Source organism: Synechococcus sp. W65.1, assembly GCF_047461615.1.
Taxonomy (GTDB): Bacteria; Cyanobacteriota; Cyanobacteriia; order Thermostichales; family Thermostichaceae; genus Thermostichus.
The window spans coordinates 221,932-241,506 of the sequence record NZ_JANSHI010000001.1 but is presented as its reverse complement, the minus strand read 5'-3'; the positions used below and the strand labels follow the sequence as shown (position 1 = coordinate 241,506).

At 60.8% G+C, this 19,575-nt stretch carries 15 protein-coding genes; 1 reads left to right on the top strand and 14 read right to left on the bottom strand.

What is annotated here, in order from left to right; genetic code table 11:
* The first annotated feature begins 128 nt into the window (after positions 1-128).
* Entirely contained in the window at positions 129-3,065 is a 2,937-nt protein-coding gene (locus tag NW806_RS01165; protein WP_414409701.1) for a GAF domain-containing protein, read from the top strand.
* Here NW806_RS01165 and NW806_RS01160 read toward each other — a convergent pair.
* The 14 genes from NW806_RS01160 to nrdJ all read right to left on the bottom strand — a co-directional run bounded on the left by NW806_RS01160 (position 3,003) and on the right by nrdJ (position 19,544).
* Positions 3,003-3,959, bottom strand: coding sequence for an energy-coupling factor transporter transmembrane component T family protein (locus tag NW806_RS01160; RefSeq protein WP_414409722.1), 957 nt, complete (start codon positions 3,957-3,959; stop codon positions 3,003-3,005). The two genes, NW806_RS01165 and NW806_RS01160, sit on opposite strands and share 63 nt — an antisense overlap.
* Positions 3,960-4,014: 55 nt before the next feature.
* A complete protein-coding gene (locus tag NW806_RS01155; protein WP_414409700.1) occupies positions 4,015-5,943 on the bottom strand; it encodes an SH3 domain-containing protein in 1,929 nt (642 codons plus the stop codon).
* Between the two features lie 169 nt (positions 5,944-6,112).
* Positions 6,113-7,168, bottom strand: coding sequence for a hypothetical protein (locus NW806_RS01150; RefSeq protein WP_414409699.1), 1,056 nt, complete (start codon positions 7,166-7,168; stop codon positions 6,113-6,115).
* Positions 7,165-7,728: a hypothetical protein gene (locus NW806_RS01145; RefSeq protein WP_414409698.1), complete on the bottom strand. Its 564-nt coding sequence runs from the start codon at positions 7,726-7,728 to the stop codon at positions 7,165-7,167. The genes NW806_RS01150 and NW806_RS01145 overlap by 4 nt, the downstream gene beginning before the upstream one ends.
* An 11-nt stretch (positions 7,729-7,739) precedes the next feature.
* Positions 7,740-8,438, bottom strand: coding sequence for an orotidine-5'-phosphate decarboxylase (gene pyrF, locus NW806_RS01140; RefSeq protein ID WP_414409697.1), 699 nt, complete (start codon positions 8,436-8,438; stop codon positions 7,740-7,742).
* 20 nt (positions 8,439-8,458) lie between these two features.
* Positions 8,459-8,878: a DUF6464 family protein gene (locus NW806_RS01135; protein ID WP_414409696.1), complete on the bottom strand. Its 420-nt coding sequence runs from the start codon at positions 8,876-8,878 to the stop codon at positions 8,459-8,461.
* Positions 8,879-9,190: 312 nt separating this feature from the next.
* The gene (locus NW806_RS01130; RefSeq protein WP_414409695.1) at positions 9,191-10,015 is read right to left on the bottom strand and encodes a polyphenol oxidase family protein; all 825 of its coding nucleotides are present in this window, start codon (positions 10,013-10,015) and stop codon (positions 9,191-9,193) included.
* On the bottom strand, positions 10,012-10,419 hold the full coding sequence (locus NW806_RS01125) for a DUF3119 family protein (protein WP_414409694.1): 408 nt from the start codon (positions 10,417-10,419) through the stop codon (positions 10,012-10,014). Before NW806_RS01125 ends, NW806_RS01130 begins: the two co-directional genes overlap by 4 nt.
* Before the next feature lie 70 nt (positions 10,420-10,489).
* Positions 10,490-11,722, bottom strand: coding sequence for a hypothetical protein (locus NW806_RS01120; protein ID WP_414409693.1), 1,233 nt, complete (start codon positions 11,720-11,722; stop codon positions 10,490-10,492).
* A gap of 54 nt (positions 11,723-11,776) precedes the next feature.
* Positions 11,777-11,977, bottom strand: coding sequence for a hypothetical protein (locus NW806_RS01115; protein ID WP_414405478.1), 201 nt, complete (start codon positions 11,975-11,977; stop codon positions 11,777-11,779).
* Positions 11,978-12,030: 53 nt separating this feature from the next.
* Complete coding sequence (locus NW806_RS01110; protein WP_414409692.1) at positions 12,031-14,214, bottom strand: argonaute PAZ domain-containing protein; 2,184 nt, start codon at positions 14,212-14,214, stop codon at positions 12,031-12,033.
* A gap of 82 nt (positions 14,215-14,296) precedes the next feature.
* Entirely contained in the window at positions 14,297-14,767 is a 471-nt protein-coding gene (locus NW806_RS01105) for a hypothetical protein (protein ID WP_414409691.1), read from the bottom strand.
* Between the two features lie 34 nt (positions 14,768-14,801).
* The gene (locus tag NW806_RS01100; protein ID WP_414409690.1) at positions 14,802-15,902 is read right to left on the bottom strand and encodes a hypothetical protein; all 1,101 of its coding nucleotides are present in this window, start codon (positions 15,900-15,902) and stop codon (positions 14,802-14,804) included.
* 162 nt (positions 15,903-16,064) lie between these two features.
* Positions 16,065-19,544: a ribonucleoside-triphosphate reductase, adenosylcobalamin-dependent gene (gene nrdJ / locus NW806_RS01095; protein WP_414409689.1), complete on the bottom strand. Its 3,480-nt coding sequence runs from the start codon at positions 19,542-19,544 to the stop codon at positions 16,065-16,067.
* Positions 19,545-19,575: the final 31 nt, after the last annotated feature.

Genomic DNA, 19,575 nt, shown 5'->3' with positions numbered 1-19,575 from the left:
ACAATACCCTGCAGGGGCATCTCCAACTGCCTTGGAAATGTTGGCTTCCAAGAAACAGCAGGGTTAAGGTGAGCCAAGAGGTGGCTGGGCCTGCTTTCCCTCAAACCTGCCCAGCCAATGCTTGAACTATGGTTCAGTCTGTTTCTCCTCACTCTAGTGGAGCGGGGGCAGTCTCTCCGCTAGTGGCCCTACAGGCAACCTTGCAGCAGATGCGGGAGCAGACCGACGCTAAGGCCCTGATTCAGCTCACGCTGGAGTATGTCAAGGCAGTGTTTGGGGCGCCGCTAATTTGGCTAGCCCTCTACGACCCTGCCAATCACCAGTTGGTGGGCCAAGGTGGCGTGACCCTGCGAGAGGAGGATCGACCTCTCTTGCAAGCTGCGTATCCCCTACAGCCGGGGGAGATCCTCGAGCAGGTGGTGTTCGAGCAGCGGCCCATCAGCGTGCCCGACCTTTCCCAGGAGCCGCGCATGGGTCTTTGGCAGCGAGAAGCCAAGCGGCTGGGCGGGATCCAAGGCTGCTTCATCTACCCCTTCTCTACGGTAGGGCGGCGGCGCTGCCTGGGGATCCTGATGCTGGGATCCCAACTGTGGGGCGCTACTACCCACGAGGAGGAAAAGGCGCTCCTGGGGATTTTGCTGGGGCAGTTGGCAGCCTCTTTGCAGAAGCTGGAAGATGCCTGGAAACGGCAGGCCGAAAAGCGCTTTGAAGAGTCGCTCCTGAGATTGGGGGCGGCGATGTGCCAGGCGGGATCCTTGCAAGAACGGGTTAGCCTGGTTACCCAGGAGCTGCAGTCCTGCTTGGGCGCCGTTCACATCCAGGTGTACTGGCACAAGCCCAGCGAGGGACGGTTTGTTCCCCATGAAAGCGCCGCTAGGCCTACTCCTGCCCCCACTGCCAGAGGAACCAAAGCCGGGGTAGTCCCGATGGAAGAGGGCAGCCTTGCGCTCCGGGAATTGGGAAACCTGTACTCCTCTCTTGCGGCAGGCCAGGTGGTGGTGGGCGACCTGAGGACAGCGCGCTCCGAGGTTCCCCTCAAGTTGATGCAGCAATGGCGAGCGCAGTCGGCTTTGGCCGCCCCGATCCGGCTGCAGCAGGAGCTGCTGGGGTTTATCTGGGTGCAGTCGGAGGTGCCCCGCACCTGGCAAGCTGCCGAGCGCCAGTTGGTGGCCGCTGCCGCCCATGGGCTGGCCTTGGCCACTCCTCTGGAAAATCTGGATCGTCGCCTCCGCCAGTTGGCCGACGACCAGGAGTTCGTGCACCAGGTAGGCCAGGCCCTCTCCAACCCGGCTCAGCTGCAGCAGGCTCTCCAGCAAGCGGTGGTTGGCCTGGGCCAGCGCCTGCAAGCCGCCGCGGTAGCGGTGTTGACGCTGGATCCCAACCAACCTATCCCCCGCCTCTTCTACGAGTACCGCAGCGAGGGCCAGCAGGCTTTGCCGCAGCAGTTTAGCTCCCTCAGCGAGCAAGATTGGCAGGATCTGTTGCGCAGCGAGGTGGTGGTGGCAGAAAACTACGACCAAGATCTGCGCCTGCTCTCCTGGCGGCAGGAACTGGCCCCTCTGGGGGTACGTTCCCTCATGCTCACCCACACGGAAGTCGGCGGCTCTGCCACTCCCGCTGCCCTTCCGCAAGGGCTGATCCTCGTGCTCCATCCCCAGCGGCGGGCCTGGAGCCGGGAAGAACGGCAACTGCTGCGCGGGATCGCCCAACCCGTGGGCCTGATCCTGAGGCAAATCCAACTGGAACAGCGGCGGCAACGGCAAGAGCAACTGTTCAACGGCCTGGTTGCTGCCTGTCTGACGCTGCAGAACCTGACTACCCTGCCGGAGCTCTACGCCGCCACCGTCCAACAGACGGCCCAAGCGTTGGGGATCCCCTTGGCGCTGGTGGTTAGTTGGCAGCTAGGGGAGAGCCGGGCCCGCTTGCAGCCGCCTTTTGCCGCCGCCCCCGCGTTTTACCCCACCGGCCCCACCGAGATCGATCGCCAGGATCCCTTGCTGACCCGCGCGCTGCAGGCAAGAGGACCCCTCCAGCTTTCCCAAGACCAGATCCCGGCTGCCAGCCGCACCTGGTTGAACTCGACGGGCCTGGGATCCTGGCTGCTGCTGCCGCTGGGCGAGGGCGGCCCCGAGACTGGCGACTCCCCTGGTCTGGAGCCACTGGGGGTTTTGATCCTGGGAGCAGAGGCAGACAAGGTTTGGGAGCCGGAGGAGCAGGCGGCAGCGACGGTGATTGCCCAAACCTGCGGCTGGACGCTGCGGCGCTTGCTTTGGGTACAAACGCTGCAGGAGCGGCAGGAGGTGCTCAGCGAGCTGAACTGGTACAAGCACCGCCGCCTGCTGGATCTGCAAAGCGCCTTGCTGGACAGCCTGCGCCGCCTAGGCCAGGTGCCAGCAACGCCAGGAGACGAGGCCACGCGCTGGCAAAAGGTGGTGGAAATTGCCAGAGGGCTGCGGGATCTGGCCGCCTCCGTGGAGCCCTTGTTGCAGGCAGAAACCTGGCAGGCGCAGCCGCAGTTGCAGTCGCTGTCTGTGGCTACTTTGGTGCGCAAGAGCCTGCGCCGGCTGGAGGGTCTGGCCCAGAAACGCAAGCTGTGGCCGCGCGCCCACGGCGACCTGAGCCTTACTGTTTGGGGGGATCCCGGACGCCTGGAGATGGTCCTCTGGGAGGTGCTGGTTGCCGCTGCTTTGCGCAGCCCGGAGGGGGGGCGGCTGGATCTGTGGAGCCGGGTCGCCGTTGGCGAGAGCGGTGCGGAGCACTCTGGCTATGCAGAACTGCTGGTGGTGGATCAGGGCCGCTTTGACCCCCACCTGCTGGCAGCCCTGCAAGGGGATCCCCAGCAGGTCGTCTCTGCCGATCCCTTGTTCCAGTCCCCGCTAGCGGCCAGCCCCGGCTTGGAGCTTAGCCTTTGCCAGCGGATTGTGCAGCGCCTGGGAGGGCAGCTGTCTTTCTACCTCTCCTCTGATGGGCGCTCGGTTTCCCAGCTGCTCCTGCCGCTATCTTTAGGGCGACAAAGCTCTCAGCAGCCAAAACAGGGGCAGGAGGGCCAGCGCTCCTCGATCTAGCCGCCGTAGCTGCAGACGGTGCCAGCGCAGAGGATGGTCGGGACCAGTTAGCCCTCGAGCTTGCATGGCCGCCGCTATCTCCTGCGCTCGCAGGAGCAGGTTTTCAAAAAAGCGCTCCACCAAAGCCAGAAGGGTTTGCATTCCACCCCGAAAGCTGAGGGATCCCCAACGCACATCGCGGGTGCGCACCGCCCGCACCAAGTTCTGGACTTCCTCCATCACCAGCGGCAGGAAGCGGAGGGCCAAGGTGAGGGTGAGAATCACCTCCGCAACCGGCCAGCCCCAGCGCTTGAGAGGCTGTAACAGCCGGGCAATCCCTGCCGTAATTTCCTCGGGGGCGGTGGTCAGCAAGAACAAATTGGTGGCATAGAGCAGGGTAAAGATGAGGGTACCCAGCCGCAGAGCTACAGAGAGGGAACGCCGCGAGACTTGAAACGTTCGCCCTAGCAGGGAAACCTGCAGCAAACGGTAGCGGTAGGGGGCTGGCCAGGCACGGGTTTGCTGCTGCCAGGCCTGTCTGGCCGCTGCCCTCTCCTTCACCTCCAGGTTGGCGTTGGAGATAAGTCCATAGCCCACCACCTGCGCATCCTGCCGCTGCGGCTGGGGGAAGACCCCTAAGCCATCGGGGGCGAAGCTGGTGATCCCAAAAGCAAGCAGGCTGAGGGCCAACACCAGCGAAAGCTGGCCCGACCAGACCCGGCGCGGCAGACGGGCTGCTACCGTCAAGAGCAGGAGAACCGCCACCACGGCCAGCCGCCAGCCACTGCTGGCCAAAATTGGGCTGAGGAGGAAGCTAAGCAACCAAGCCAACTTCACCCGCGGGTCAAGACAGTGCAGCCAGGTGCGCGGCTCTTCCAGATAGATCCCTAGCGGGGCATTGCGCAGAATATCCACCACCGGAAAGCGGGAAACAAGCTATTGCCTAGGCAAGGCAAATGGCAGAAAAGGCTTAGAGTCGCTCAACCAGGCGAGTTGATCCCGATTGAGCAGCAACCCACCCTCCTGGCGCCCCCTCTTGCTCAACGCGCAACCAGACAGGTACCTGTCCTTCACCTACTCGCACCTCTACCACCCGCAGTAAAGCTTGGCGGGGGGCCGTCCCGACAATGGCTCCGCTTAGGCTAGGCTGCTGGCGGATATTGATGCCATCGTTGGAGATCACCCGCACCCGTTGGACTCCTTGCCACTCAGCCAGGGGGCCAATCAACTCAGGCTCAGGCGAGGGCTTGGCCTGATCCGAATTCTCAAGAGCAACCGGTGGCTGCTCCAGTTGCACCTGGGGCTGTTCCAGCGGCGGTGGTGGGGTGAACAGGCTGCGCAGTATCTGCCAGCTAACCACGAGGGAGAGAATGCCCCCGCCGACCACGGCAGCCAAGCGGAGGTGGAAGGAAGGAGCAGGAGGCTCAGGCCGACTCCGTCTTGAACCCGAATGGCTGCGGTGGTGACGCTCCACCTCCTGCAATCCCCTCTTGTAGGCCTGAGGGCTCCCTTCTCCAAGGGGAGAGCTGGCTGGCTCCCCGTCCCATGGAGCAGGCCACTTGGGCAAGTGCGACGGCTCTTGGGAAGCCCCCTGCTGAAAGGGAGCAGGCGGGTGGTTGGCCCCCCCAGCAGCGGGCGGCTGGGATAGAGGCAGGGTAGGAGGTGGAGATGGCGTACCTGCTGGCGAGCTCTCGCGGCTAGGCATCTCGTCCAGGTAAGCCTGCACCTGAGGGTTGTCGAAGTAGGCTTTCAGGCTAGCCTGGGCAGGATCCAAGGCGTAAAACTCTGGGAATACCTCCTCCTGGAACCACTTTTCCGTAAAGCGACAGAGGCCTGGCAATTGATCCGGGGATCCGGCAGAGTGCTCCTCAATAAACTGCAAGGCTTCGGTTTCCTGACTGGCGCGTAGGTGACTAAGGGCTTCTTCAGTTTGCCCCAACAACAAGCTGCAGATAGCTTGCTCCAGATGCACATCTTGCCGCTGGGCGAGGCGAATCAGGTAGCCGCGCGCCCGCCGCACTAGAGCTGGCCGTTTCTCCACGTAGCCCGCTGTCAGCAGCACCTGCGCAGCCAAGTAGGCAGCGACCAAGGAAGGGCGCTCCGCCTCTTGCTCAGAAAGCTCCTGCTGTTCTTGCAGGGTGAGGTAGCGGCGCACGCGCTGGATGAAGCGTAAGAAATCTTCCGTACTCAAGCCAGAGCCATCTTGCCCACCGCCCTCAATGCCGCCCCGCTCGTCGAGCATGGCCTTGAGGAGAGCCAGCCCCTGCTGCCGCGCCAGGGCAGGAGCTGCAGCTACTCCTTTGCCCATGGCAGCTGGGGCATTGGGGTCAAGGAGCTGCAAAATGCGGTAGGGGCGCAGCTTGCCCAGGTCGATGCGGAGCTCTGCCTGGAGCTGGGGAAAAGCCTGACACTCCTCCAGTTCGGCCAAGCCTGTCTGCAAAGAGTGCGCGGCTTCTTCATAGGCTCCTTGTCGCCAGGCTTCCCGGCCTAGCTCTAAACGGGCCACGGCCCGCCCCAAAATGGCATCAGAACGGGCGGGGTGTCCTTGATCAAGCATTTGCTGAGCCAAGCTTAAAGCCGCTGGGTACTCTCCAACTTCACAGCACAGGCACAGCACTCCCGGCAGAAGGGCCTCGTCCACCGTCAGGGTGGGATGCGCTAGGGTTAGGTGTTCGTCGTAGCTGCGCCGTGCCTCAGGGTCGAGCAGCACAGAAGCGGCCTCCTGGACAAGCTGGGCACGAGCCTCCACGGCCTGCGGCGAGAACCCCACTAGCCAAGAACGTTCGCCTGGCCTGAGCTCGCGGCGCTCTTGGTAAGCCTGTTCGATCTGATGCTTGTCTGCCCGTGGCGACAGCATCAAGATTCGGTAGTAGTCGAGGGGCACCCGCACCGTCATCATCTCTTACGTTGTTCTCCTGCTTGGGTCGTCGGGGTGGCGTTTTTGAACACCTGACCCGCCTCGACCTTAACTGTAGTCCTTTTCCTTAACAAAAGGGAGCCCCCTAGAAGACCTGGGGCAAGAGGCTGATCAACTCCTCAGCGCTTTGGTTTGGAGCTGGGATCGTGCCCTAGGCCAACGCTTGCCACGACAGCAAGAACGAGCTGACCAAAAGCAGGGATCCCAACAGCCGCCGCCAGCCCCTCCAGGGAATCTCCGCCAAGACACCGCCAGCGCTCAGGCACAAGAAGGGCAGGGCCACTAGGCCCCAGCGGGCGCTTTGTTGCAGGAGGTACAGGGGCGGATCCCCCCGACCCTCCAGCCAAGTTGCTAGCAGGCCCATCCAGAGGGCATGGCCCAAGCCGGCCAGGCTGAGCAAAGTTTGTTGGCGTTCTTCCCAAGGCCAGCCCAGCCGCACCAAGGCTAGCCCTAGGGGCAACATCAAAGTAGCCAGCGTAGGCAGGCCAGTTGGGCCTCTGGGCGAATAGGATCCCATGGCTGGAGAGAGAGTCTCTGTTCCCCGGAAGCGATCCCCAAGCCCCTCCGCTCCCCCGAGCCAGGAGAGGCCCATCACCAACAGCAGCAAGGCTGATCCCTGCAACCCTTGCCGCGGCCGGTGTTGGCTAATCCACAGCAGCGCCCAGAGCAAGGCCAAGGGCCAAACTCGGTAGCTCAGCCCACAGGCCAGCGCCAACCCCTCCCAGCGCAGGCGGGATCCCGGCCTAATGCCGCTGCTAGTTAGTAAGACCAGGAGAGCGAGGATCTCGCTGCTCGGCTCCAGCCCCTGGGTGCTGACCCAGGGGCTAAGCCCCCACAGGCCGGCGCTCCAGAAATTGCCCCAGCTCCAACACAACAGTAGGATGGCCAGACAGGCTAGGGTCGACAAGGTTGCCAGCAGTCCTTGCGGCGGGATCCCGCTTTTTTGCCCTAGCCAAGGCAAAAGTTTCTCTGCCAGCCAGTGGTAGAGGGGGAGTTCCAGCGGAGCAAGGGATCCCTCAGCGCTACTGGCAGGCAAAACGCGCCACCACGCTTCCTGAGCCGGTTCTGCTAGAAGGCGAAGCCGTTGCCCAAAGAGCAGTCCCACTCCCCCACACAGCAGGCAGGGGCCTATCCAACTCAGCTTGGCCGGCTGCCGGCGCCGGAGTAGCCGTTTGCCCTGAGGAGGCATGGCGGGAGGAAACCTCACGGAGAAGAGGGCCTAGTCAACTCTAGATCGCCTGCTAAGGGACACCCCGACTGCTGCCAACGGCGGATAGCTTGGGCGGTGAGCCCGTTTGTAACATCGCGAACGGGGATCCCGGCTCCAGTTACTCGGAGGCGCACCAACTGCCAGGGGTCTCCTGGTTTATCCCGCAATACACAGGCCTCATAGGCCAGATGCAGGGTTTCGCTGCGCCGTCCCGCTAGCAGGTTGTCCGGCTGCGGCGGCTGCCGAGGGAGAACCAAGCGGCGCTCCAGCGTGGTGAAGTAGAGGCAAAAGCCCTGGGCAGTGGAAGCGGCTGGGCTATCCGCCAACTCCTTGGCAGCAAGAGGCTCGACCTGCGGCTGACCCACGAGTACCACCTGAAACTCTGAGCGGGAGCGGCTCAGGGCTAAATTGAGAAACAAAGGCAACTGGGCCGTCAGGGCCTGGGACCAAGTTTGGGGATCGCTGGCACAGACTTCTCCCCTGGCTAGTGTAGGAGCCAGGCCGGACAGTCCCAAAACCACTGCTAGAGCGGCTCCCCGCCTGCCTCCCAACGCCATTTCCCCAACCCTCAGCCCGCAGTCTCCACCAGCGCCTGGAAGCGTTGCCAGGCTGCCAGAGGATCGGTAGCTGCCGTGATGGGGCGACCCACCACCAGATAGTCTGCCCCCGCCCGCAGGGCTGTTGCAGGGCTACAGACCCGCCGCTGGTCGTCCCCTGCCTCTGGATCCCCCAGTCGGATCCCTGGGGTTACCAGCAGAACCTTCGGCCCCAGAGCTTGGCGCAGCCGCCCTACCTCCTGGGGAGAACAGACCAGCCCCGTCAAGCCCTGTTCCAAGGCCAGCTGGGCCAACTGCAACACATAGTCGCCGGGATCCCGCTCGATGCCCAGCTCCCGCCGCACCTGTTCAGGGCCAAGGCTGGTTAAAAGGGTAACTGCTAACAGCCGACAGGAACTGCCCTGGACGGCCGTTGCGGCTGAGTGCAACATGGCGCTCCCGCCGGCCGCATGGACGGTCAGCAAGTCCACCCCATGGCCAACGGCTACTTGGACTGCCCGCCCCACTGTGCGAGGAATGTCGTGCAGCTTGAGATCCAAGAAAATGCGCTTGCCCCGCTCCTTCAGGGCTTGCAGAATTGGAGGGCCAACTGCCGTAAACAGCTCCAGGCCCACCTTCCACCACTGCACCTGGGGCAAGCGCTCCACCCACTCCAGCGCCTCCTCAAGGGAGGAGGTATCCAGAGCAACAATAAGGCGGCTATCCTGCATAGCCCACGCCCTCAGGCCGGCTAGCGCGTAGAGCCCTCCTCCCGCGGCTCATAGTGAGGACAGCCCTTGCAAGGGCCATAGGGGTTGACGGCACAGCGCAATTGCGGGGAAAGGGCATTGTAGCGACAGGTGGGATCCCCAATCCAGCCAGGCGGCGAAGCGATATAGGTATAGACAACTACGCCCCCAAACCCCCAGGGGCTAACGAAAAAGCGGCTGGTGCTAAAGGACTGCCCCTCGGCAGGGTTAGACGCTTCCTCTGGGCGCTCGGGTTCCTCCTCCAGCCGCCAAAAGGTTTCCCGCTGCCTGAGGGTTTGCTCGATAGGGGTGGCCAGCTGTTCTCCCAGCTCCCTCAAGGCGGCTTCTAGAGCAGCAAGGCCTGCCTCTGCCGCCTGCCTAAAGGCTGCCACCCATTCTTCCAAGAGCTTCTCCCAATCCATGCTGCAGCGACCTGAGGGCTTCCTTTAATACCCTAACTGCTTGCTTAGGCGATACGGCTAACTTCCTCTGACAGTTGCCCCTGCAGACATTGGCGCGGGTATGCCACTTCGCCCGCCTCTGCGCCGAGGGAATGCTGGGCTCGCGACTTGAATTCTTCTCAAGGTTTAGTTGCCGTACGCTGTCGCGGTTGAAGCCTGTCACAGAGGTCTGGGCCGCGGCTTGGCCACCAACAAGCAAGAGGGACAAAGCTATCCACGATAATCCCCCAAGGGCAGCACGGCGCATCTTGGGACTGGGCAGCGGAGGGCTGTTCAATCATAGCAGCTCTCTTGGGCAGCTGGCGGCTTGTCCAAGGCCGCTTTGGGCAGCCCAATCCCCGACCACTGCACGCAACGGCGGCCCTCTTCATCCTCCAGGGATCCCTCGCGGCGATAGGAAAAGAAATCCTGGGGCTGGCCAAAGGTGCAGTGGGGACTGATGGCAATGTGCTCAGGCGGGATCCCTTGCGCTTGAGCCTGGGCAGAGTTGACCCAGCGCAGATCCAGGCGAACCTTGCCAGGGATGGGATCAGGCCAGAGGGCAAGCTGCGGATCCACGCCTGCCGGCAGCGTCTGCAGCACCTTGTCAGCCACTGCTTGGGAAACTTGGTAGGCTGGCCCGGAAATGGCTGGCCCCAGGGCAATGCGGATTTCCTCGGCAGGGATCCCCCCCCCAAGAAAGACCTGGAGCACCTTGGGCAAGATGCCGGCAGCCGTCCCCCTCCAGCCAGCGTGAACTGCTGCCACCCACCGGCGACTGGCAACCAGAATCGGCACACAGTCAGCAGTACCAACCCAGGCAGAGTCTTCTGGGCAGCGGGCAATTACGGCATCGACTGCGGGACGCTGAACCCTGCTTTCTGCTTTCCCTGCCGGGATCGTGGTGAGGGCATCGGCCCACATCCACTGACAGCCGTGGACCTGGTAGCCCCAAGCTGCCCGTTCGGGGGTCAGCCGCAGCTGCTCAGCCAGTTCAGCCGGTTGATAGAAGGAGCTGCGCCGGCACCCAAAAGCATGCGGCCAGTCTGCCAAGAGCTGACACTGCAGCCAACGCCACCCCCCTTGCTCTTGCCAAACCCAGCCCTCCGAACTGCTCATCGGCCCACGCCGCGAAAAGGGGATCTCTGGGCGTGCAGATGTCCCACGTGCTCCTCTAGGCAAAGTCGCAGCTCAACTGGGTTAAAGAGCATTGGCAGAAAGTGGATGCCTCGGTTTTCCCGGAAGAAAAAGAGAATGGGTACAGGCCGCCAGAAAATCTGCCAATCCTGCCACTCGCTGTAGGGGAACTCGCGGATGCGCCGGGAGCCGCTGTAGACTTGCAGGGCTGTGCGGGTAAAGGCCAGCCCGATAAGACAAGTCTGCACCAGCAAAAACAGGCCAAACAATCCCATGGCCAGCCCTGCCCAAAGCGAAAGCCAAAACAGCGGCACTGCCAAAACCAACACTGCCAGACTAAGGCGAAAGTCGGGGGTCAACAAGTGGGCAGAGTAGGGTTTGATCACGCCTTGCTTCTCCTCCGGATCCCAGGGCTATTCTAGCCCCTCCCAACAGCGCTCCCTGGGGTTTCCCCACCTAATCTCCAAAGAGCTTGATGGCCGGCGGCCTGGGATCGAAGACCTCGTTGGAATCCACCCGCGGCTGCCCCACCCCTTGCAGGGGATAGAGAGGACGACCCGTGTCGAATTGAAAGAGATAGATGGGCAACTGACTGCTCCCCAAAGACAAAAAGGCCACGGTATCGATCTGGGTGAGAGCATTGCGGCTGGCCGGTCGGGTGAGGTTAAAGGCGGCGATGCGGTCTTCCAAGGGGGTCTCGGCAGCAGTGCGTCTGCCCAGGCCAATTCTAAACTGCTGGTTCCCCTGCTCATCCACCCCCAAGACCTGCACATCCCCCAGCTCCAGTTGGGGCGAGCTTTCCGGCAGGCCGGCCACCACTGGCGGCGCATCCAGCGGCGGCTGCGAGGGCAAAAAGCGCAACTGCACTCCTTCCGGCAAGATGCGATAGTCCTGGTAGTCGTGCCGGATGGCAAGGGATCCCCTGAACACGCGGCGGGTCAGGCCCTCCAGCGTCCAAAACCCATAGCTCAGGTTGATGCGGGTGCTCTCCGGCAGCCAATAGCGGAGGCCTCCCTCGGGCGCGGGCACTGCCGTAAACCCCATGAGGACGTAGGCCTGTCCCCACACCCCTGACAAAAACAAGAGCACCTGCCGCGGCAGCCCCGACTCCGGATCTAGCCATAGCTCCCGCACCTGGCCTTTCTGAAGGGGTTCCAGGCGCAAGTGCTGGACAGGGGATCCCGCCAGATCCGCCCGTTCTGAGGAGAGGACGCGATAGCGGGTGGGATCAGCCTCTAAGTGAAAGTTCACCGAGGGCAGGAGCGCTTCGGGCCGGCTCACGTACACCGAATACAGCCTGAGTAAGTCCGATTGGTTGACTGCTTCCAGTTGCCGCGAATCCAACAGGCGAACGCGATCCCCTTCGGCTACCCAAGCCTGCCAACTGCCGTCGCGGCGGCGGAGCACATCCAGGGTGGCTGTAAAGGTTTGGGATCCCTCGACCCGCACCTGCTGACGGTACTGCAAGTTGGGCAAAGGGGGCAGTTGCTTCAAAGCAGCGTTGTAGCGCTCCAGCCAAAGCTGGGGATCCTGCTCAGAGCCTCTCGAGGAAATGAGCTCCGCTTGGGCCAAAGCCAAATCTGCTGAGGGTAAGCCAACTAGCCCCGCAAGCAAAAGCACAACCCCGCCCAGATAGCCATAGAGGGATCCCTGCCGTCGCCACCTTCTTACAGATTGTCCGGGGGACATCAGCTCACCTTGGCTTACTTTGCTGAATGGGGAGGCTCTCTCCTGTCTCCATGCCTACTCAATGGCAATAGACTGGGGGCCTTGCGTGGAGGCAGGCGGATCCTCCACCCTCAAGCCCTGCGACTCTAGCCAACTGCGCAGCGGATCCTGCCTTACATCCAAACGCAGCAGGCCGCTGAGAAAGCCCCCGCAGAAGACAACAGGGTTGCTCAGAAAGGTCTTCCAGACCTCGTTGTGAGTAAACATAGTTGGCATCTCAAACCCTTCCCCATCCTAGCAGGGCCCACAGGGAAGAACCCCCTACCCTGCTAGACGGCAATCAATTTCTGGCGATCTATGTTTTGCAGGACACTGAAGATGTTGCTGCCGAGGTTCTGGAACTCCTTGCCGCTCTTGTCAGCAAAATGAAGTACCCAGGGAAGCCTACAGGCTTGGAATCCACTGGCAGGATGAAGCTGGGAAAGGTGGTAAGTCTGCAGGGCCAAGATCTCCAAAGGCGTACTGCCATATTCGTGGACAACTCGCAGGGGTCTTGCGCTACCAATGGAGCCCGTGCCTTCCCTGCTAATGGGCTGGCTTGTGACCAGAGTAAACGACTTTCGCGAGTAGTCGAAAACAACAGTACCTATTTTGGCATCTTCGTACTTACCTTCTTTCTCTATCCCCATCCTTCCTGTACCGCTTTTGCGTATTCCGACAACATCCACAGCAATCTTTTCTTTTTCTAACTCCTCAATTGTCTTTCCAAATTCACCTTCCTGCACTAAACCATCCCTCATTAAGAGAACCTTGGTGGGATATCGACTGAGCTTTTTATGAAACTTATTGACAAGTTTGGACACAGTCTGATAAATTGCATCACCAGAGAAGGTTTCTCCTCTTTGCACAGCAGGGAGCTCCCAACCTAAGCTCTGCCCATCAGCAAGAACAGCGAAGGCAGAGGCTCCGTAGTACAGCTGTCGATCAGTTCCCACATCGAAGCCGATGATCAGCTCAGGGCGTTCAGGATGGTCGAGGGGTTTCAGGAGTACAGGCTGCCATGCTGCCTTGCACAGAAGGCCTAGGACGACGTTTAGGGCTTTGTAGGAATCAGCGCCAGAGATCATAAACTGAGTTGCTATCCCCGCTTCGAGAGCCTCCACACGGATCCTTTGCTTGTCCTCATTGGGTGGCCACGGCATAACGACCAAAACGGTTTTGATCCCTTGCTCAGCCCAGCTTTGCCAGAATCTTTTTCGGGCGAGCTCGTTCTTAGGCAAGTAGTCCTGCCGAGTAGCATAGAAGTCTACGTCGACTTTTACTCCGCTTTTTTGGGCTACCTCAAGCAAGCACTTGCGCACTTCGCTAGGATACTCTTGCTTGTCGTCGCAGAGGTTTAGACATCCAAACTTAGTCTCGCCTACCTTCGCACATCCCTGGTACCTAACCCGGGCGGGATTTTGGACTTGCCTGTGACCCGATCCCAATAGCTTTGGCTTGGGCAAGATGTAGCCCTTAGTCTTCAGTGGTTCAATTTCCCTTCTGGTAAGGTTGTAGACGCTCTCTATAATAGTCTTTGCTGTCTTTTTAGACTCTTGCAGTCGTTCTTGTAAACTTTTTCTAATACGCTCGGTAACAGCGGCGCTAACCTTTTTAGCAAGGCTACTGTTGCACTCTAGACTGGCTAGCATTTCCAAGGTTAGGACAGGCGATAGTCTTCGAGAAAGATGGGGAAAACGCCCTTCCCTTGAAGCTACCTCGACTACCCAAGAGCTTTTCACCTCTTCTAGAGGAGCATTGTGTTTTCGCAAATGAAACTCCGCCAGACTAATGTTCAGCCCTGCCAGCGAAACCTCCCACGGCGACCGGTTGGAAAGAATACCCAGATATTTCCAAGTCCGGTGTTTATCGTATGTGTTCCGAACCAACTTGATTGGAACATCTGGATAGTTTTCCAGCCATTCATGCAAAGTCCACGGTGTGTAGAGACGGTAATGAATATCGACTTCTAAATAAAGCTTTCCGTCTGTTTCAACAGCAACATCTATCATCCTTCCTCTGTGGATTTCCCAGCCATCCCCGAAAAGTTCTACCCCTTCCTGACTAGTAATCCACCAGAGCAAGCCTCCCCCTGTTGATTCAACTTCAGTTTTTTTGAACAGAGACTTAAGGCGGGACTCTATCCTCTTGTGCTCAAAGCTTTCGAGAGCGCTTCTTTCCTGGACATCGGTACAGGTTAAAACCCTAGGCCCTAGCTCTTCTAACTCCCAACCCTCTGTCCTGAGCTTACTGATTGGAACTTTTTCCTGAGTTATAATTCGATTTCCCAGACGAACAGCTAGCACTTCTAGCTGATTACAGATCCTGGAGATTTTGGAAAAAGTTTTCCGCACATCCTCTGGATCTGGGAGGGGGTTTGGCCTACAGTTGTACTCATAAAAGGTGAGGTCTTCCTGAGTTAGCTCCTTAACAAGAAAGCGATTGAGGATAACTGGGACTTCCTGCTGAAGCATTCTCATTGACAACCTCTGAGTTCAAGCTTCTCTCTAGAATAAGCCCTAATTTTCCCGATCGCGCCTTGGGGATCCCCCTAGGTTAGAGCTGAAACAACTCGGGCGGAGCCAGGTCGTGGCTAAGCGCCTCAGCCTCAAAGTGGCCGCTCATGCCTACCACCTGCCACTCAGCACTGCGATTCCCCTGACGGAAGCGCAGCCGCCGAGCCCGCAACGGCACCACTTCTACAGCTTCTACCAGAAATTGTTGGTATTCGCCCAAATAGTCTCGGTAATCCGGGGGCAAGTCAGCGCTGCTGTTGATTTGAATCCAAAACACCCGCCCTGCCTGGTTGCCGTAAGCGCGGATCTGCTCCTGACCCTGGTACTGCTCCACGCCGCGTAGCCGCTGCCGCCCCACTTGCATAGACTGAGCCCACTCCGGCAAGGGATCTCCCAAACCAATTGGCCAGGCCGGCCCGCCCAACCCCAGCCAACACACTAGGAGCAGAACCCAGATCCAGGGCCAGCGACGTGCCCTTCTGCGCGCAGGGATCCCGTCCTGGGCAAGCATTGGTTTCCTCCCCAGTTCAACTCAAAACTTGGTCTCAACGCAGGCGAAAGCCAATCCGACCACGTTCACTATCGAAAGCAACGTCGGCGTTGAAAAACAGGGGCATGCCCAACAGTTGCACGCTCTGGTTGCCGTTGACAAAGATCCGATCCCGGCTGGGCGTTACCGGAAAGCCAACGCGAATGCGATAGTCAAAGGCTCCTCCCAGCACAGCTCGCCACTCCGAGCCTGGGGGTAGGGTAGCGGTGGGAAAAGGAGCGGATCCCAACAGTCGAACGTTGAGGAAGATGTCGGAAGCGCCGCTGTCAAATACGGTGGGGCTAGGGACATTTTGAATAGAAGTGTTGCTGATGCTGTAGGCCACTTGCAGGGCTTCATCCCGCCAGATGGGCGTGCCATCGGGAAAACTTCCCACCTGGGGCAGTGGCCGAAAACTGAAGCCAGCGGTGTTGGCCTCGGTCAGGCCGACGGTGAAAAGGCCCTGAGCAGACTCAAAGCCGCCGGTTTGGATGATGTACCCCGAGCGAAAATTGCCCGGCAGGCGAGTGAGGGGGCTAAACAGGTCGCGATTAGGGCTGCGCTCGTCCAAAGAGGTGCCCAGGATCCCGGCAAAGGGCCGCCCTGGTCCAAACAGCCTGTCGGAACAGCTGGCCACCAGCGGCTCCACACAGGTAATTTGGTCAATCAACTGAATTGTGACCGGCTCTCGACTCTGGATCCCACCCAAGCTGAAGGGAGCGCGAGCCAGCACACCGATAAATTGCGTGCCATCGGCGAAGGTTACCGTGGAAGGGATCCCCGTCCGCTCTAAGCCAAAGCGCCCTGCCACCGACGACAGAATACGCAGCCCTGCTGAGCCGGTATCCAGAAGCACTTCAGCCTCGCTCCCAGCCACACCCACTGTCAAGCCCAGCAACTTAAAGCGGCTGGTGCCCAGAGTGCGCACCGCTAGAGGAATCGACCGGCTGCCCGGCTCAGGCGGAGGAGGGATCAATCCAGGAGGGGAGGTCCCAGAGCCCTTGAGGCTAGAACAGGCGATCCCCAGCAGCACCACCAGCGCCAGCACCAGCCCCCTCAGCCTGCGCCAGGTTTCCCTTGTCCAGGCTTTCCTCGGGAGCCGCTCTCCTGTCTGCATCAGATCCACTCCTCCAGCCACCAAGCGCTCGAGCAGGGAAAACCGGCCTATGCCAACCCCCCCTGCCCCTAGCTTGCCGAGGGGGCTGCCAAGGCGCGCAGTGCTCGGATATGCCGGCCAAGAACAGTGTAGCCAGAGCCCGAGGCGGGATCCCCCCCTCTGCTAGCGGGACGGGTTCTCGCTCTGCGAGCTAGCCTCCGGCATCAGACAGCCGAGGGCATCACACCCTGCTGGCCCCTCTGCTATTAGGGCGAGGTTGCGGTCATAGCGCGCCAGCGCCTCGTAAAAGTTGTCGGTCTTTCGTCTTTGCTTGACCTCGGCCATCAGCCGCTCGTAAGTGGCCTTGTCGATTTTCTCGAAGGGCAAGCGGGGGAAGGGAGCGTCGAAGCGGGCCAGCAGTGCTGCGCTGATGTAGCCCTCGTCGTCGCGGATGGCCTCGTAAATGCGGGATCCCAGCGCTTCGATCTCGTCCTCGCGCAGCTCGATGGTGGCGGAGGTGTTGTGGGTGGTGTAGTACTTTTGCACCTGCATGTAGAAGTCAAACTGAGCCAGGGCAGAGAAGCGCTCAACCTCAATCTCCTCGGCGCCGGGCAAATTGGCCCACTCCACCTCCACCGGCAGCTCTACCAACCACTCGGTGCAGCGGGGATCAAAGGGGTCGTTGAGCAGGTTGCCGTGCTCATCCTTGTCAGACTGGGCGGGCACCACCGAGTAGCCGTAGTCCAGGCAGGCCAGGGCCACGGGGTCGTTTTTGGCAAAGGTGATGCGGCGAATGTAGCGCTGGGCCTTGGGCGGGTGCCAGCCGGGAGAGGCGTTAGTCAGGAGCGACTTGGTGCCGGCAGGTTGAACGGTGGTGCAGCGGTTGGGGCGGCGCAACCCGTGACGGTCGCAGTAGTCCCAAACCACGCGGTGAACGACCTCCTTCCAGAAGCTGAGGTATTCCCGCTCCTGCTGCTTAAACTCCCGCCCCAGAGGCGTATCGGGCCTCCCTTCCTGCCACCAGCGCAGCCAGTCCACCCCAAAGGCTTTGACGCAAAAGTCAAATAGACCAGTAAACGAGACGCCGACAATGGGATCCCATTCCCTTGAGCGCTGGAAGCGGGGCTCAACAAAGCGGTGGTGCAATAGCGCCGCAGCCGACAGGGCCCCTGCCGTAAAGGCCTCCTCTTGCTCCTGGCGGTTGTGGGGATCTAGCCGGTTGAGGTGGATCTCGGCCAGATTGCAGTGGAAGTCGCATCCGATGATCTCACCGCAGTTGTGGACAACCAACCCATTGGCATCAAAGCAGCTTGGGCCGGGCACGGTGCAGTCATAGACCGGTTCCACGCCGTCAGGCTCCAGGGCTGCAACTGTAACCGTAAACCGCTCCCGGTTGAGCCGGCGCTGGTCGCTGCCGAGCAGTTCACCCAGCTTCTGAGCTTTGCGCGGTTCTCGAAAGCCCACCACTGCCTGAAACTGGTGCAGGTTGTCCCCGCTAATGACCAGCTCGTGCTGCACCTTGCAGGCGTAGGGGGCTGGCTGGCGCTTGCTATCAGGCAGCAGACGATACCCAGCGGGACGGCGATTCTCGTAGATGACCGAGACAATCCCTAGACGCGCCAGCATGCGCTGCACAGCTTTGAGGGTGTCCAGGTTGCTTTGGGAAAGCCGCACACTAACTCCCTTCTCTTGACCGCCCTGCACACTGCCATCCGCATCAAACAGGCCGCACAAGAAGCCGCGGTGGAAATCAAAGCTTGTGGCTTCCAGTGCCGCAGTCATTTTCTTCTGTCCTGGAGCCATGCCGAACTTAGCCGCCAGTCTCGCCAAGCCGGTGGAATGGATAACCCGGCACTTCAGCTTGGGGTGATAACAGGTCTCTGGCCGGCGAGGTTCGTACCCTACCGCAGCCTGCAGCAACCGAGCCGCGTGTAGGCTCATCTCCTGCTGCGTATCCTGCCAATAGCGCAGTACAGCCGTGTCATTCCACTGGGTTGTGGCAAGGCTGCCGTCGCCCAGCAAATGCCCCAAGAGCCAGCCTTCCTCCCAGGTCCCCTCACCATCCCAGGGGGTTAGGTCGCGATGGTTGTGCAGCAGAATGCGGTCGCCTGGGCGGAGCTCTTCTGCCGGCACCCATTCCGTGTATTGCGCCTTTGGAGTCTGGGCAATGACTTTGAGAACACGATGGTTGCCCGTCAGCCGAAGAGAAAATCCCTCCTGGGTCACCAGCTTGAGCACGGGCTTGGTGCCGGAGTAGAAAAACCCCTCTGGCGTCGTGCTGAATAGCTCGCCGTTGACGTAGGTGCTGTGCTGCTTGCCAATAAGGTCTTTCACCTGGCGCGGGCCGTCGCCCGTGTGGATCCAAGTGTCTGCGGTAACGCAGGGGTTCAGCCCATACCGTTGCACCCTATGCCACGTTGGCGGTTGGACAGACGGAGAGCTACTAGCTGCCTGCCGCTCCTCTATCCAGCGCCTAGCTCCCTCGGGTCCCTCCGAGGCATAGACGTTGAGGAACTCCCGCTTCAGCTCGGGGGTGTTGATTAGGTCGGCGTTGGCCCGCGCTACGGCTTCCCCAGCCCACTGGATAGCCCCCTCGCCGGAGTAAAACTGCTTGCGCACGGCAGCAATGCACTCTTCCCGCGTTGGCTTGCGGTGAAATACCCGGGTGTGGTTGGCCATGCGCAGGGCATCTCGCTCAGGGTCAATTCTCCAGTTGCCCTGCTCGTCCTGCTGCCAGAGATTGTCTTTGGCGCTAGATCCCAGCTCGTCGTCGGCGGCAAACTGGCGCATACCTGCACTACGGCGGATATTCCCCGCCACCACCGTTGCGGCCGCCTCATCAATGAGCAGGCAGCACTCCACCGAGTTCAGTTGCCTGCCCACGGCTTTGTTGAGGATGGCGGCGCAGCGCTGGTACAAGCCGGGCAGCTTGATGGGGTTGGCCACGCCCCCAAACCCTTTTAGCCGCTCCCCAGCGGGGCGCACATGGCTGAGATCCACCGTCACCTCCACGTGACCCCCAAAACTGGGATCCGCCGCCAGCTCCAAGAGAGCTTGGTAAGACTCCACCCAGCCGCGGCGGCTATCGCCCACCTGGATGTGCACGTGAGAGCCCTGGCGCTGGATGCGGGTGTGTTCCTGCCGCGCTTCGGGGGGGGTGGCACCAATGGATCCTACTACCTGCACCTCTAGGCGGTTGAGGATGGGGGGCAACTGGCTGATGAACTGAGGCTCCAGCACCGCTCCCGTGCCACAGCCCATCATGGCCAGATCCATCATCAGGCCAAAGGAGCGCCAGTCCACCACGGTGAGGCTAGTGCAGTTGTAGGCGCCGGAGTAGTTTTCCGGCTTCTGGATCCACTCGGTGCCCATCACCCACAGGGCCCGACCTGAGATCAACGCTTTCAACTGCCGCTGCAGACGTTCCAACAGCTCCCGCTCCTGGGGAGTAAGGCGCCCTAGGCGGGCAATATCGGCCAGGGTGCGATCGCAGACGTCACTCCAAGTCTCGCGGCTGCCATCGGGGCGGCGCCGACTATAGGTGCGGTAGAACACTGGGGCAGCCGTTGGGGCTGTCGCGGGGAACTCGTCTACAAAACCTGGCGCTTGTTCCTGGGGCGAGGGTACCGCTTTGCTCTGCTCGTAGGAGGAAGTCGATACCATAGCTGTTTCCGTCGTCCCCCAGAAAGAGGGA

Coding starts and splice junctions, on each gene's coding strand:
- NW806_RS01165 (WP_414409701.1), top strand. CDS start 129: ATGGTTCAGTCTGTTTCTCCTCACTCTAGTGGAGCGGGGGCAGTCTCT.
- NW806_RS01155 (WP_414409700.1), bottom strand. CDS start 5,943: ATGATGACGGTGCGGGTGCCCCTCGACTACTACCGAATCTTGATGCTG.
- NW806_RS01145 (WP_414409698.1), bottom strand. CDS start 7,728: ATGGCGTTGGGAGGCAGGCGGGGAGCCGCTCTAGCAGTGGTTTTGGGA.
- pyrF (WP_414409697.1), bottom strand. CDS start 8,438: ATGCAGGATAGCCGCCTTATTGTTGCTCTGGATACCTCCTCCCTTGAG.
- NW806_RS01135 (WP_414409696.1), bottom strand. CDS start 8,878: ATGGATTGGGAGAAGCTCTTGGAAGAATGGGTGGCAGCCTTTAGGCAG.
- NW806_RS01130 (WP_414409695.1), bottom strand. CDS start 10,015: ATGAGCAGTTCGGAGGGCTGGGTTTGGCAAGAGCAAGGGGGGTGGCGT.
- NW806_RS01120 (WP_414409693.1), bottom strand. CDS start 11,722: ATGTCCCCCGGACAATCTGTAAGAAGGTGGCGACGGCAGGGATCCCTC.
- NW806_RS01115 (WP_414405478.1), bottom strand. CDS start 11,977: ATGCCAACTATGTTTACTCACAACGAGGTCTGGAAGACCTTTCTGAGC.
- NW806_RS01110 (WP_414409692.1), bottom strand. CDS start 14,214: ATGCTTCAGCAGGAAGTCCCAGTTATCCTCAATCGCTTTCTTGTTAAG.
- NW806_RS01105 (WP_414409691.1), bottom strand. CDS start 14,767: ATGCTTGCCCAGGACGGGATCCCTGCGCGCAGAAGGGCACGTCGCTGG.
- NW806_RS01100 (WP_414409690.1), bottom strand. CDS start 15,902: ATGCAGACAGGAGAGCGGCTCCCGAGGAAAGCCTGGACAAGGGAAACC.
- nrdJ (WP_414409689.1), bottom strand. CDS start 19,544: ATGGTATCGACTTCCTCCTACGAGCAGAGCAAAGCGGTACCCTCGCCC.